The sequence below is a fragment of the Candidatus Pantoea communis genome (assembly GCF_011752685.1).
Classification (GTDB): domain Bacteria; phylum Pseudomonadota; class Gammaproteobacteria; order Enterobacterales; family Enterobacteriaceae; genus Pantoea; species Pantoea communis.
In genome coordinates this window covers 84,157-98,817 of sequence record NZ_VWXC01000008.1, presented here as the reverse complement: position 1 = coordinate 98,817, position 14,661 = coordinate 84,157, and the positions used below count along the sequence as shown (strand labels likewise).

14 protein-coding genes are annotated in these 14,661 nt (G+C 55.8%); 3 read left to right on the top strand and 11 right to left on the bottom strand.

Going from position 1 to position 14,661, the window contains the following annotated elements:
• Positions 1–233: 233 nt before the first annotated feature.
• Together F3J37_RS12505 and aroL are read right to left on the bottom strand one after the other, a co-directional pair.
• Complete coding sequence (locus F3J37_RS12505; protein WP_034830514.1) at positions 234–425, bottom strand: YaiA family protein; 192 nt, start codon at positions 423–425, stop codon at positions 234–236.
• Between the two features lie 111 nt (positions 426–536).
• Positions 537–1,061: a shikimate kinase AroL gene (gene aroL / locus F3J37_RS12500; protein WP_034830512.1), complete on the bottom strand. Its 525-nt coding sequence runs from the start codon at positions 1,059–1,061 to the stop codon at positions 537–539.
• Between the two features lie 286 nt (positions 1,062–1,347).
• Here aroL and F3J37_RS12495 point away from each other — a divergent pair, with 286 nt between their 5' ends.
• Positions 1,348–2,052 (top strand): DUF2076 domain-containing protein, encoded by a 705-nt coding sequence (locus tag F3J37_RS12495; RefSeq protein ID WP_058961466.1) that lies wholly within the window; start codon positions 1,348–1,350, stop codon positions 2,050–2,052.
• Here F3J37_RS12495 and F3J37_RS12490 read toward each other — a convergent pair whose 3' ends face one another.
• Positions 2,053–2,496 (bottom strand): YaiI/YqxD family protein, encoded by a 444-nt coding sequence (locus tag F3J37_RS12490; RefSeq protein ID WP_034830508.1) that lies wholly within the window; start codon positions 2,494–2,496, stop codon positions 2,053–2,055.
• A gap of 141 nt (positions 2,497–2,637) precedes the next feature.
• Here F3J37_RS12490 and proC point away from each other — a divergent pair, with 141 nt between their 5' ends.
• On the top strand, positions 2,638–3,450 hold the full coding sequence (gene proC / locus F3J37_RS12485) for a pyrroline-5-carboxylate reductase (protein ID WP_034830503.1): 813 nt from the start codon (positions 2,638–2,640) through the stop codon (positions 3,448–3,450).
• Between the two features lie 64 nt (positions 3,451–3,514).
• On the opposite strand, the gene F3J37_RS12480 is transcribed toward proC, so the two are convergent.
• From F3J37_RS12480 to F3J37_RS12450, 7 genes are all read right to left on the bottom strand, one after another.
• Complete coding sequence (locus F3J37_RS12480; protein WP_166933688.1) at positions 3,515–5,050, bottom strand: FAD-dependent oxidoreductase; 1,536 nt, start codon at positions 5,048–5,050, stop codon at positions 3,515–3,517.
• 154 nt (positions 5,051–5,204) lie between these two features.
• Positions 5,205–6,359: an N-acetylglucosamine-6-phosphate deacetylase gene (locus tag F3J37_RS12475; RefSeq protein ID WP_240154098.1), complete on the bottom strand. Its 1,155-nt coding sequence runs from the start codon at positions 6,357–6,359 to the stop codon at positions 5,205–5,207.
• Position 6,360: 1 nt separating this feature from the next.
• Positions 6,361–7,134 (bottom strand): 6-phosphogluconolactonase, encoded by a 774-nt coding sequence (locus tag F3J37_RS12470; protein ID WP_166933685.1) that lies wholly within the window; start codon positions 7,132–7,134, stop codon positions 6,361–6,363.
• 2 nt (positions 7,135–7,136) lie between these two features.
• Entirely contained in the window at positions 7,137–8,660 is a 1,524-nt protein-coding gene (locus F3J37_RS12465) for a sodium:solute symporter family protein (protein WP_166933683.1), read from the bottom strand.
• Positions 8,661–8,884: 224 nt separating this feature from the next.
• On the bottom strand, positions 8,885–9,187 hold the full coding sequence (locus F3J37_RS12460; protein WP_034830548.1) for a PsiF family protein: 303 nt from the start codon (positions 9,185–9,187) through the stop codon (positions 8,885–8,887).
• A 136-nt stretch (positions 9,188–9,323) separates the two neighbouring features.
• Positions 9,324–9,578 (bottom strand): anti-adapter protein IraP, encoded by a 255-nt coding sequence (gene iraP / locus F3J37_RS12455; protein ID WP_034830496.1) that lies wholly within the window; start codon positions 9,576–9,578, stop codon positions 9,324–9,326.
• 210 nt (positions 9,579–9,788) lie between these two features.
• Positions 9,789–9,935, bottom strand: coding sequence for a hypothetical protein (locus F3J37_RS12450; RefSeq protein ID WP_166933682.1), 147 nt, complete (start codon positions 9,933–9,935; stop codon positions 9,789–9,791).
• A gap of 253 nt (positions 9,936–10,188) precedes the next feature.
• Here F3J37_RS12450 and F3J37_RS12445 point away from each other — a divergent pair, with 253 nt between their 5' ends.
• Positions 10,189–13,269: a beta-galactosidase gene (locus F3J37_RS12445; RefSeq protein ID WP_166933680.1), complete on the top strand. Its 3,081-nt coding sequence runs from the start codon at positions 10,189–10,191 to the stop codon at positions 13,267–13,269.
• Here F3J37_RS12445 and F3J37_RS12440 read toward each other — a convergent pair.
• The gene (locus F3J37_RS12440; protein ID WP_166933678.1) at positions 13,208–14,515 is read right to left on the bottom strand and encodes a multidrug efflux MFS transporter; all 1,308 of its coding nucleotides are present in this window, start codon (positions 14,513–14,515) and stop codon (positions 13,208–13,210) included. The genes F3J37_RS12445 and F3J37_RS12440 overlap by 62 nt on opposite strands.
• Between the last annotated feature and the right edge of the window lie 146 nt (positions 14,516–14,661).

Sequence of the window (14,661 nt, the reverse complement as noted above, 5' to 3'; positions counted from 1 at the left end):
GCTCTGCTGATCGGGTCAAGCGCAAATTTTGAACCGGCAATATTTTCTTCGATTTAACGCAGCATAAAATACGGCGCAAACTGAAAATAAAGTGACGTTATCAGGCAAGCAGGAATAACAGCAGAAAAGGATGGCGGTTCTGGCGGGCATATTAGTCATTTTAAGGCAGTTGAAAATAACTGTTTAGCCACGGAAAGTAATCAGTGATTAACAGGCGTCCCTGCCCGCGAGAATTACTCTTTATCCGCGTCTTCATAACGCGCTTTGGCATCCTGCGCTTCGGCTTCAGTTTTGTGCTCACTGATCAATGAATCGGGCTTCGGATGGTCAGCGCGTAACTCATACCACGTCACAGTATTGCCTGCCGCGCCTTTCTCTACGGCAACGATGCGCGCTTCTCGCGGGTACGGTGGTTTGGTTGGCATAGATTTCCCTCTTATGTCTGGTTTCCACACAGACAGCGGCGATCCCCCTGTCTCTAATAAAGTATAGACAATGGAGGATCGCGAGAAAAAAGAGGGATAAATCTGAAGGGGTTAGCTGGCGCGGGCGAGCGAGAGGGATTGCAGAATTTGATCAACAACCTGTTCTGGCGCCTGCATGGCATTCACTTCATGGTGCGCGGTCTGGCGGTAAAGATGCGCGCGCTCGCGCAGAATATCGCTCATCTCCTCGGCAATCGGACGACCGGTTAGCGTCGGGCGCTGCGCGGCTTCGGGCTGACGTTCAAGACGATCGGCCAGTACCGTTGACGGGGCATTCAACCAAATCACCTGCCCATGTTCGCGCATAAAGCGACGATTCACCTCAGCCAACACCATCCCGCCGCCGGTGGCAATCACCGTTGCCGGCGCTGTGACCGCCCGCAGCGACTCAGTTTCGCGCGCACGGAAGCTGTCCCAGCCTTCAGCCGCGACGATTTCCGCCACGGTGCGTTGCGTCGTGAGCTGCAGGTTATGATCGGTATCGCTAAAGGCATAACCAAGCGCCTGAGAAAGGGCCTGGCCGATAGTGGTTTTACCGCAACCGCGTGCGCCGATCAGATAGATGGGTAATGACATCCGGGCTCATCCTCCGCCGTATTTATGCCGCACGGGCAAGGTCATCAGGTCAATATTGCGTCGCATGATACCTGGATTTTATTTTATCAGCCACCCGCGAAGCACGATTTACGCGTATTTACGGCCACGAATTCACTATCAATATGATTAATAACGATAAAATGATGCGCGTTTCGTGCATCAACCTATTTGTAAGCACGGGCAACATTTCCTTACCAGGCCATTGATTTACTTTCTGTCACGTTGACCACATATAAGAAGGTACGAATCATTGGAGGTTCACACCATGCAGAATGAAGAACAACAGTTAATCGATAATCTCTTTAGCCGACTGAAACAGGCTGAAACCCAGAGCGGACCGCGTGATGCCGGTGCCGAACAGCTGATTAAACAGCACTTGCAGAGCCAGCCTGGTGCGCCTTATTACATGTCACAGGCAATCCTGATTCAGGAAGCAGCGCTGAAAAAACTCAACGCTCAGGTGGCCGATCTGGAGAATCGCCTGGCACAGGCTCAGCAACAACAACAGCAAGCACCGCAGCAGAGCAGCGGTGGTTTCCTGTCGAGTCTGTTTGGCGGCGGTTCTCGCCAGTCTGCGCCGCAGCAGCAACAGCCAGTGTGGGGCAGCGCGCCGCAGCAGCCTCAGCAGCAATACGCGCAGCCCCAACAGCAATATGCGGCTCCGCCTGCGCGCGGCACGGGTTTCCTCGGTGGTGCATTACAGACAGCTGTAGGTGTGGCCGGGGGTGTGGTGATGGCCGATATGCTCACCAGCATGTTCCATCATTCTCAGCCGGAAGAGATTGTGAACATTATCAACGAGCCGGCGCTGCCGCAGGTGGATAACAGCCTCGATACCTTTAACGGTAATGACAGCAACAATGCCTTCCTGAACGACAACGCCAGCTGGGATAACAACAGCTTTGCGGATAACAACGACTTCAGTGACTTTGGTGGCGGCGACTACGACGACGATGACAGCTTCGTCTGATTAGCGCTGGCGTAACCACTTATCCAATTCGTTAGCAAACAGCTGGCGGTCACGTTGGTTTAGCGCCGACGGGCCGCCACTTTGCACGCCACTCGCTCGCATTGTTTCCATAAAATCACGCATGGTCAGACGCTGACGAATGGTATCCGGTGAGTAGCGCTCGCCGCGCGGATTCAACGCCGCAGCGCCCTTCTCCAGCACTTCTGCCGCTAAGGGAATATCCCCGGTGATCACCAGCTCGCCCGGCTGCACACGCTTGACGATTTCGTTGTCAGCCACATCAAATCCCGCAGCCACCTGCAGCGTTTTCAGCCACGGTGATGGCGGTACGCGCAGCGGCTGATTCGCCACGAAAGTCACGGTGATTTTGGCGCGTTCGGCGGCTCGGTACAGCACTTCTTTGATGACATTGGGGCAGGCATCAGCATCAACCCAAATCGACATGTGTTTTCCTTTTTCCTACAGAATTGCAGGCGATCTTGCCCGCTTGCGGCAGAATGGCAAATATTTTTACGCGGCTTGTTATTCAGCACAGCTGTCGTAAGCTAACTCGCACGAGAAAATGAACACTTAAAGGATAGAGCGATGCTGGAGAAGAAAATCGGGTTTATCGGCTGCGGCAATATGGCGAAGGCCATTATCAGCGGACTGGTCAACAGCGGGCTGATTGCCCCGGCTAACATCTGGGTTTGCGACCGCAAACCGGCCACCAATCAGGCGATGGCAGAGCAATATGGCGTGACAGCGGCTGAAAGCCCAGAGAGTCTGGCACGTGAAGTCGATATCCTGTTTGGTGCCGTGAAACCGAATGTGATTCTCAAAGTGCTGAAAGATCTCGCGGGTCAATTGAAGAAGGATTCGCTGGTGGTGTCGATCGCCGCAGGCGTCACCCTCGATTCACTGGCCGCCGTGCTGGGGCACGACCGCAAAATCATCCGCGTGATGCCGAATACGCCGTCGCTGGTGAACGAAGGCATGACTTCGATTACCCCTAACGTACTGGTGGAACCGCATGAAGTCGACGAAGTGGTTGGCATCTTCGAGAGCTTCGGCAAAGCGGCGGTGGTAAATGAATATCTGATTCATGCCGTGGTCGGTGTGAGTGGTTCGGCTCCGGCCTACGTATTTATGTTTATCGAAGCAATGGCAGATGCTGCCGTGCTTGGCGGTATGCCGCGTGCGCAGGCTTATCAATTTGCCGCGCAGGCGGTAAAAGGTTCCGCGCAGATGGTACTGGAAACCGGTAAACACCCTGGCGAATTGAAAGATATGGTGTGCTCACCTGGCGGTACCACCATCGAAGCGGTGAAAGTGCTGGAGGAGAAAGGCTTCCGCGCGGCGGTGATCAACGCAATGCAGCAGTGTATGGCTAAGTCCGAGGCATTAAGTAAGCAGTAACCTATTGGGTTTCATCAGGTGCGTCTGCCCGCGCACCTGATCCCGCCCAGTCTTGCCCCCCTTTTTACGCGTCCTGTCCCTGATAGGCTTCAAATAGCGCTAGCCCTTGCGCCAGCGTCATCGGTTGCTGCATGGCTTCCACCAGCGCCGCGGTCAGCGTGTACATCCCAGCTGAACACACCGCCGCGATGATGCCCTGACGAGAGTAAAAGGCGATAAAGCTTTTGTCCTGAAGCGATCCCAGCAGTCGGTAGTCGTCCCACTCTTCGGCATGGCCCAGATATTCGTAGCGCGTGCCGTAGTGCGCAGTCCAGAAAAACGGCACGCGATCGTACATCACACCTTTGCCCAGCATATTGAGTGCCGCGATACGTCCCTGCTGATGTGCCACACGATAGTGTTCAATGCGCTGCGGGCCACGCGGCGTGAGATAACGGGCAATATCACCCGCGACCCAGATATTGTCAGCAACGCGTAGCTGCCCATCGGCGAGCAGGCTGCCATCGTCCTGCAGTGGCAAATCGTGGATGAAATCTGTCGCCGGTTTCACGCCAGTGGCAAACAGCACCTGACTTGCGGGCACTGATTTCCCTCCTTTCAGGCGCACTACTTGCACCTGCTCATTCCCTTCCAGCGCTTCCGGCTCACCCTCAACAAATTTCACCCCATTGCTGCGATGCAGATCGTAAAAATAGCGGCCAATCTCTTCACCAAACTGCTTTGCAAACGGCAGTGGATGACGGGCAATCACCGTGACATCCACATCCCGATTGCGCAGCGCGCCCGCCATCTCCATACCGATAAAGCTATTGCCGATTATCACCAGCTGCTCTGTTTCATCCACCTGTTTGAGTAGCTCCTCCGCCTGATTTAGCGAACGTAACAGATGCACACCCTGCAAATCCTTACCGGGGATGTTAAGCGGCTGCGGCACGCCGCCGCTGGCAATAAGTAGCTGGTCAAATTTCACTGTCTGACCATCCGCAAGAATCAACGTCTGATCCTGCGCCTTGAGTTGCGCGACCTCGCCCTGAATACGCTGTAGCGAACCCAGCACATCCGGCTTAAGCAGTTTAGGCACATCCTCGATCGCCATTTTTCCCGAAGGCACAAACTTGCTCAGCGCGGTGCGATCGTAAGGGGCGGCGGATTCGCGCTCCACCAGCACAATGCGCCCGCTGAAACCTTCATCGCGTAGCGTCCAGATCGCCGCACTGCCTGCGGCTCCAGAACCTAAAATCACGCACACCGGTGATTCGCCCTGAGCGGCGGGGGCGCTGGCAGGCGACATCGCCTGCGGATTGACCAGCACCTTGCCCTGTTCAACACGCACCGGATAGCGTTTAAGATTGGCCAATGCCAGCGGCTCACACATTTTGCCATCACGCAGTTGAAATACCGCCTTGTGCCACGGACACACCAGCTTATCGCCGCAGATTGCGCCCTGCTCTAACGGCGCTCCTGCATGGGGGCACTTTGCCTGCAACGCCTGCACTCGTTCGCCATCGCGAATCAGTACCATATCGATATCACCCACGGTGAATTTGGTGGGTTTGCGCTGCGCCAGCGACTTGAGTTCCACGACAGATTGATAGCTCACGATTAGCCTCCTGCGTTGTTATTGGATTTGACGACATTAAATCCCTACAAACAGTAAGCCTGGCAAAGCAGGAGAATTTCGCTGGAGAAACAAAGCGTAACGGCGGATAAGCTATTACTTATCACACCGTTAGTGAGGAAAATAAAATCGCGCTTCAGGCTGAGGCGGCTTGCCACACCTTTTTGCCCTTTTTGATACACGCGACTAACGCCACGCTCCCATCTGGCTGGGGTTTCAGCAACAACACATCCGCCGGTGCGCCGGGTGCCAACCCATGCTGCTGTGGCAAATCTAACTGCCGTGCCGGTCGAATCGAGGCCATCTCAATCGCCTGCTGCAAAGGGGTTAATTGTTGCCGCAGCAGAAAATTGACGCCATCCAGCAGGCCCCGCGCGGAACCGGCCAGCAACTGTGGCGCATCCGCCATGCTCAGCCGCCCTTCCGCGCTCAGTTGCACGCGTCCGCCTATTGCCGAATCGTAGATGCCCGGCGGCTGTCCGGCAAAGCAGGTCACATCACTCACCAAGAGCGCCTGCTCGCCCTTTGCCCGCATAAAGACTTTCAATACTTCCGCGGGCAGATGATCACCATCGGCAATCAGCGTAGCCGCCAGCGCATCTTCCGCCAGCTGCTGCCAGATGTAATTGGGATGGCGCGGCAGTTGCAGGTGGGCGCCATTGCCCAGATGAGTTGAAAGCGAAGCGCCCGCCAGCACCGCATCATGAATCTGCGCGGCAGAGGCTGAGGTGTGCCCAATCGCCACTCGCACCTGCTGCGCCACGCAATGCCGGATGAGCTCGCTGCTTTGCGGCCATTCCGCTGAGAGCGTCAGCAAACCAATGCGCTGCTGCGCGGCCCGTTGCCAGCTTTCAAACAGAAACACATCCGGCGCACAGATCGCCTCCCGTGGATGCGCACCGCGCGGGCCATCCTCCGGTGACAAAAATGGCCCTTCCAGATGAAAACCCGGCACCGCCAGCGCGACGTCCGAATAGTGCTCACAGGCGCTGGCCAGTCGCTGCAACGCTTGCGCAATCTCTCCGGGCTGAGCGGTGATCACCGTCGGCATAAAGCTGGTGACCCCTTGTTGCCACAACGCGTGCGTGGCATTCAGCACATCCTGTTCGCTAAAAGGAAAGTGATTAAAGTCCACGCCCTGAAAGCCGTTAACTTGCAGATCCACCAGCCCCGGCGCCAGAATCAGATCGTTGTCAGGCTCTGGCAACGATCGCACCTCTGCCAGCAGGCCTTCACACATGTAGAGCTCAATCGGATCCAGCGTGCGGTAATCGCGACCGCGTAATAGCATTTCAGTCAAAAATCACCTCCGCGCAGGCATCGGCGTCGGTATATAGCGTGCAGTTGGGATGCTGGCGCAATCGGGTTGCCGGGCAAGCCGTGGATATCGCGTCGTGCAATGTTGCCTGCACCGCTGCCCGTTTGGTCGCGCCCGGCACCATGCAGAACAACCTGGTGCCACGCATCAAAGCGGGAATGGTCAGCGTCACCGCGTGCGTCGGCACCTGCTCGAGTGTGGGGAAACAGCCGTCGTTGACCTGCTGCTGACGGCAGGCGTGATCCAGTTGCACTGTCTTGACGCTAAGCGGATCGCTGAAATCCGCTACCGGCGGATCGTTAAAGGCCAGATGGCCATTTTCACCAATGCCCAGACAGACCACATCGATCGGTGCCGCCTCCAACTTGCGCGCATATTCGCGACACACTTCCGCAGGATCGCCACCTGAAGGGATGAGATACACTTCGCCAGGTTGTACCCGGTCAAACAGATGTTCACGCAGGAAATGGCTAAAGCGCTGCGGCGCATCTTCATTCAACCCAATGTATTCATCCATATGGAACGCGTGAATACGCGACCAGTAGAGATTCGGCGCGGCAGCCAGCGCGGCAAGAAACTCATGTTGTGAGGGGGCGGCAGCAAATACCATCCGCACCACCGCCTGCTGTTGCAGTAATTGCTGCAAATAGGCGATGGCATCCTCTGCCGCCGCGATGCCTAATGCATCACGATGGGCGAAGCGCTTGACCCACAAGCGGTCGCGCTTTCCCTGTTGTAAAAGCGTCATTCTTATCCCTCCTGAGAAGCGTTGTGACTTTTCGGCCAGTGCGCACTGGCGGGCATATCCTGATCCTGATTGAGTGCCGCGAGCAGCGCGTCGACTTCCGGACTGACCGGCGCACGACGCAGCCATCCCATCACCACAAACAGCACCAGCGATGACATCACGGGGGCGGCCACCTGAGTGGCAGTGCTGACATCAGTAAAGATAAATTTCACGCAGAAAAAGGTGCCCACGCCCACGGCCCAACTCACCAGTGCTGCGGCACTGCCGCTACGACGAAATGCAGGCAGTAAGCCTAAAAGCATCGGAATCGAAATGGGACCCACTAATCCACCGAACCAGATAATCAGTAGTGAAAGCACACCGCCGAAACGGCTGGCATTCATGGCGATAATCAACGTGGTGATGATGAAGAGAAAAGCCGTCAGACGCGCGACGAGTAGCGAGCTTTTACCGCGCTGAAAACGGCGCGGCAGCATGCCGGGCAGAATGTCACGCGTGACCACCGCCGTGATGGCATTGGCATCTGATGAAGTCATCGACAGCGTATGAGTGAACATCGCCACCAGCACTAAACCGATTAACCCATTCGGCAGTAATTCCATCGCCATCACAGAGTATGAACGTGAAGGATCGCTAAGATTGGGGAACAGCAGCGGTGCCGCCCACATTGGCCAGAACAGTATCAGCGGCCAAATCAGGTAAAGTGCGGCCGAGAGCAACGCCGCTTTACGTGCATCGCGACCCGCCGGTGCGGCGATGAAGCGTTGTGCCAGATTCCAGGTGCCGCCGTTGTAGCTCAGGGTGTAAATCACAAAGTAGGCGAGGATAAAGCCGAGCGTATACGGCTCCTGAACGATGTCGGTGTGGGTGGCAGGCAGGTGTTGCCAGATGGTGAGCAGCTCGCCGAAACCGCCCAGATGCATCGCCACGGCCACCACCATGACAATCGCGGCGATAAACTGCACCACAAACTGGCCGAAATCATTACAGGCATCAGCCCATAAACCGCCCATCACGGTATAAAACAGGCTAAGCGCCCCGGAGATACAGATGCCAATCAACGGATCTAACCCGGTAAAGACATTGATGATCACGGCAATGGCGGCCCATTTGGCGCCGACGTCGAAGGTTTTCAGCAGCACCCCACTCCATGCCAGCACCATTTGCGTTGGCAGGTTATAACGCGTCGCGAGGTACTCCATCGGCGATTCGATATTCATATGAATTCGCAGTCGGGCCCAGCGTGGAGCAAACAGGCGCGACCCGATTAATACCGCAACGGAGATGGGAAACGCCCACCAGAAATAGATGGTGATGCCCATGTTATAAGCCACTGCCGCATAGGCCACGAACACGGCCGCACTGTAGCCGGACATATGATGCGAGACGCCCGACAACCACCAGGGCATTTTCCCGCCTGCCGCAAAGAAATCACGCGTGCTGCCGACTTTACGCATCGCCCAGAGCGTAATGGCCACTATCATCAGCGCATAGAGCGCCATCACAGCATAATCAAGCACATTCATAGCCGTCTCCACAGGTCAAAGCTGCCCGACGAAAGCATCCGGTTCGAGGGGAAGGATAGATTATTTTTTAATTAGTCCTTATTTAGGATTAATACATCCTGGCACTGTTACCGCGCTTAAAATGTGACGACGCTCCGGCTATTACTTTTTCTTCTGACCAGTGAGTGAGAGGCAATAAAAAGGGCTCATACACAGTATGAACCCCTAGATCAGGTGCAATTCGATCAGGCTTTTTTCAGGCAGGAACTCATAAAGGTCTTGCGCGCATCGCCGCTGAGTTTTTTATCAGCCGCGTCGGTATTACAGGTTTTCATCTTCATTTGCTGCGGCGTCATGCTGCCCATCTTGCTGTCTTTTTTCAGACAGTCGCTCATGAAGGATTTACGCGCATCCCCTTTTAAATCCTGAGAGGAAGCGTGTTGATTACACATGGTCATTTTATTTTGTTGGGCGGTTTTCTCTGCTGCACCCGCATTGCCCGCCAACAGCAGGCCTGCTGCTATCATTGCCAAAAGACACGATTTCATTGCCGGAATCTCCATAGAATTATTGCCTCTTAATCATGGCAGGAAATAAGCAATGCAGAAAAAAATATATTCCCTCGTCCAGAGCTTGCTGCGAGCACGCTAACAGCAAAATCGGTTCTTCAGCGTGGCGTGACGCTTACACGCGGGGATGATTCAGCAGCTTTTCAACGTAGTTACGCAGCAGAGTGGTATCTGGGGTTTCTGCCGCAGGGGCAAGTGGAGGCATCGCGGTGGCGATACCGGCCGCAATCTCGTTGAATTGTTCAGGATCCAGCTTACGCAGCATGGCCGTCAGCACAATTTCTAATGCCTCTACCTGGACCACTAATTCTTTTGACTCTTCTTCTTTCTCAGCCAGTTTTAGCAGAAGTTCCGCGATAAGGTTTTTCATGCGACAGGCTCAATAAGAGATGGAAAACAGACGTTAGCATTGAGGGGGTTAAAACAACAGGGATTTTTGGCGGTTTGCTTAAAATTTAGAATAAGCGCAGCGTTAAAAAAGAAACGGAATTTCAATATGTAACGGCGAAACGTTTCACTTCATTGATAGGGCTTTTTCGAAACGTTTCGCGCGTAATCATGCATTAACGTCTGGCGCTAATTAATGGGGTCCCATAAAGCCACGACCTGGACCGCCACCGCCGCCAGGACCACCCCAACCGCCTCCGCCACCCGGCGGTGGGAAGATACAACCGCTCAACGCGGTCACCAATGCCACAACGGCAGCGAGTTTAATAATACGGACCATAATTACCTCTGGATGGTGAAATCGGGCTGAGTGTATGAGGCGGTAACGGGCACGACAATACAGAATTCTCTGCAACCCGGCGCTATTCATCTCTGCTCACCACGCTTAACAAATTACTGGCACTACGCCCGCAAAAAAACCACAGAGGCATCATCATATTGAAGAAAATTTCAACCATTGCGGGCGGTCGATCACTTTACACGCCGCGCGAAATGACGCAATGTGAGCGCATTACAATCAATGAGATCTTACCATGACCCTGCCCACCCTTTCTCTCAGTGATATCCTGGCGCGTCGCGACTGGGAAAATCCGGTGATCACTAGCCTGAACCGTCTGGATGCCCATCCGCCGTTTTCCAGCTGGCGCGATGAAGTCAGTGCGCGCGACGATGCCCCTTCCCCATCACGCCAGTTACTGAATGGACAGTGGAGTTTCAGCTATTTCTCACAGCCTGAAGCGGTGCCACAAAGCTGGTTGATGCAGGATTTGCCTGGCGCGCACTCCCTGCCCGTGCCTGCAAACTGGCAGCTGCATGGCTTTGACGCGCCAATCTACACTAACGTGCAATATCCAATTCCTGTGAACCCGCCGTTTGTTCCTAAGGAAAACCCCACCGGATGTTATTCGCTCACATTCAATGTCGATGAGAGTTGGCGGACGCAAGGACAAACGCGCATTGTGTTTGACGGCGTTAACTCGGCCTTTTTCCTGTGGTGTAACGGCCAGTGGATCGGCTATTCACAGGACAGCCGACTGCCAGCCGAGTTTGATCTGAGTCAGGCATTGCAGCGTGGCCAGAACCGACTGGCAGTGATGGTGTTGCGCTGGAGCGATGGCAGCTATTTAGAAGATCAGGATATGTGGCGCATGAGCGGGATTTTCCGCGACGTCAGCCTGCTCCATAAGCCATCAACCCAACTGGCCGATGTGCAAATCGAAACGGCGCTGAGCCCGGAATATATCCGTGGCGATCTGCGCGTGAGTGTCAAAATTAACGCCAGTGAACGACCGCTTAATCAGTGCCGTCTGCGTGTGAGCCTGTGGCAGGACGAAACCTGCATCGGCAGTGAAGAACAAGCGCCGGGCAGTGCGGTGATTGACGAACGTGGGCATTACCCAGAGCGCGCGCTGCTGGTGCTGCCGATAAAAAATCCCCTGCTGTGGAGTGCGGAAACGCCCCATCTCTATCGTGCCGTGGTGACGCTATTGGATGACTACGGGCAGGTGATTGAAGCCGAAGCCTACGATGTCGGCTTCCGGCGTGTCAGCATTGAAAACGGTCAACTGTGCGTCAACGGCAAGGCTCTGCTGATTCGCGGCGTGAACCGTCATGAACATCATCCGGAAAATGGCCAGGTGGTGGATGAAGCCAGCATGCGGCGCGATATTGAATTAATGAAGCGCCACAACTTCAACGCCGTTCGCTGTGCGCATTATCCCAACCATCCGCTGTGGTATCGCCTGTGCGATGAATATGGCCTGTATGTCGTCGATGAGGCCAATATTGAAACCCACGGCATGCAGCCAATGAACCGTTTATCGGCCGATCCACGCTGGTTCGCCGCCTATAGCGAGCGCGTCACGCGCATGGTGCAGCGCGATCGTAACCACGCTTGTATCATCATCTGGTCACTCGGCAATGAGTCCGGCCATGGCAGTACCCATGATGCGCTCTATCAATGGGTGAAAAGCAGCGATCCGACCCGTCCGGTGCAATATGAAGGCGGTGGCGCCAATACCGCCGCCACCGATATTGTCTGCCCAATGTATGCGCGCGTCGATCAGGATCAGCCCTTCCCTGCCGTACCGAAGTGGTCACTGAAAAAATGGATTGGCCTGCCGGGTGAAACGCGTCCGCTGATCCTGTGCGAGTATGCGCACGCCATGGGCAATAGTTTCGGGGGTTTCGCCAAATACTGGCAGGCCTTCCGTCAGTTCCCGCGCCTGCAGGGCGGTTTTGTCTGGGATTGGGTCGATCAAAGCCTGACGCGTTATGACGAACAAGGCCAGCCATGGCAGGCTTACGGCGGCGATTTTGGCGACACGCCTAACGACCGCCAGTTCTGTATGAACGGTCTGGTGTTTGCCGATCGAACGCCGCATCCGGCTTTGTTTGAAGCGCAGCGTGCACAGCAATTCTTCCAGTTCCAGCGCGATGCCAGTAACGCCTGGCGTTTCACGATCTCCAGCGAGTACCTGTTCCGCAGCAGCGATAATGAAGTGCTGCGCTGGTCGATTGAACAGGATGGCGTTTCCGTCGCGCAGGGCGAACTGCCGCTGCATCTCACCGCGCAGGGCAGCCAGACGATTGATATTCCAGCCGCTGAACATTTACAGGGGAATGCGTGGCTGAATCTCGCGGTGCATCAGATCGCTGCCACCGCATGGTCGGAAGCCGATGCCCGCGTGGCCTGGGATCAGTGGCCGCTGCCCGCCGCGTTAGTGCCCCGTGTGATTGATGCCACGCCCACTGCGCCAGAACTGATTGCCAATCACGATCTGGTTGCTGTGCAACTGCCGCAACAGCGTTGGCACTTCTCGCGCCGCAGTGGGGAATTGGTGCAGTGGTTTGTTAACGATGAAGAGACGATGCTGACGTCATTGCAGGAGTGCTTTGTACGCGCGCCGATTGATAACGATATCGGCACCAGTGAAGCCGCCAATGTCGATCCCAATGCCTGGGTGGAGCGCTGGAAACACGCGGGCTATAACCAGCTGGAGGCAGTGCTGCTGGATATGCAGGTCGATAGTCTGAAACACAGCGTGCTGATTGAAACCTGGCATCAGTGGGAGGCCAATGGGCAGGTGATCTTTACCAGCCACAAGCGTTATCAGATCGGTGGCAACGGTGAGTTGAGCGTCAGTGTCGAGGTGCAACAGGCGCCGGGCTTGCCTGCTCCCGCGCGCATCGGGTTGCGTTGTCAGTTGAGGAGCGCGCCGCAGAGTGTGAGCTGGCTCGGCCTGGGCCCGCATGAAAACTATCCGGATCGTCAGCTGGCGGCGCAGTTTTCACACTGGCAGCAGCCGCTGACTTCGCTGAGTACCGCCTATGTGTTTCCCGGTGAAAATGGATTGCGCTGCGGTACGCGCCAGCTTGATACCGGCAGCTGGCAGGCGAGCGGCGATTTTGCGTTCTCGCTCAGCCGCTACAGCCTCGAACAACTGCGTGATACCTCGCATCGCCATCTGTTGCGGGAAGAGGAAGGCTGCTGGCTGCACCTTGATGGCTTCCATATGGGCGTGGGCGGTGACGATTCCTGGAGCCCCAGCGTCAGCCCGGAGTTTTTGCTTTCTCAGCAGCAGTGGCACTACGCGCTGACGCTGCGCCAGTAGACTTCTTCGCCGCCTCACCTTGCTGGCTCAGCGGTGGAGTCAGCTCGGTTTTCGGGCGGCGATAGAAGCGGCGCAGAAGCAGGACATTCAACAGCACCACCACGGCGGTAGCGAAGAAGACCCAGCGATAGCCGGTCGCAGCAGACACCGCCGCACCCAATAGCGGGCCGGCCACGTTGCCGAGATACATAAAGGATTGGTTGTAGCCAAAGATGCGTCCGGTGACATTATCGCGCGAGTGGCGTACCAGCAGCGTTTGTACTGCAGGCATCATCGCGCCATCGGCAAAGCCCAGCAGGAAACGCAGCACGCCTAACTGGGTGGCGCTGGTAACGAATGACATCGCCATCAGCAACACCAGAGAAAACAGCATGGTGCCTATCAGAATGCGCTGGGTGCCAATGCGATCGCCCAGCTTACCCAAACGAGGGGCGGAGATCAGCGCCGAAACGCCCGGCAGTGCGGCAATCACACCACTGAGGAAGGCCAGATTCTGCGCATCGGGCGCCAGCTCACGCACGAACAGCGTCAGGATCGGGTTCACCGAGCCGTTACACATCTGGATCACCATGGTGGTGACGAACAAGCACATCATCAGGCGAGGATTGTCGAGGCTGCGGAACACCTCGCGTCCGCTCATTTTGTCCTGCTTGCTCACTGGCGTGTAGCCGGTCTCTTTGATCAGGAACAACGTGACAAGGAAGCTCACCATCAACAGCACTGCCGTGACAATAAACACCATGCGCAGTCCCAGCCAGTCAGCCAGAAGCCCGCCGATCATCGGCCCCAGAATCACGCCGCCAATTTGTCCGGTGGAGACACAGCTCAATGCCCAGCCGCTGCGCTCACGCGGAACCTGAGCGGCCACCAGCGCCATCGCATTAGGAATATAACCGGATGTCAGGCCCATTAGCGCACGCAGCAGCAGCAGTTGCCATGCTTCGGTCACAAACGCCTGCAGCAGAATCACCGCGCCCATGCCAAAGGATGCGCGTAACAGCATCAGCTTGCGCCCTTTACGGTCAGCCAGACTGCCCCACAGCGGTGCCACCGCAGCAGATACGATGAAGGTGATACTGAAGGTGAGACCCGACCAGACGCTCAGTGCATTGGTGCCATGGATACCGAGTTCCTCAACGTAGAGCGGCAGGAAGGGAATGATCTGGCTGATGGCTAATCCGGTAAAAAAACAGCCAAACCAGACCGAAATCAGATTGACCTTCCAGGACTCGATGGAGCGTAGCATGGGCGTGAGCATCAGAAAAATGAAATGAGGGTTCAGTCTAACAACCTCATAACATCGCTGGACGGCAAAACATGGCATCGGGTTAAAAACGCAGTTTTCCGCTGCCGTGCGTGATTCTGCTCACAGCAAATAGTGTAAGGGGCACG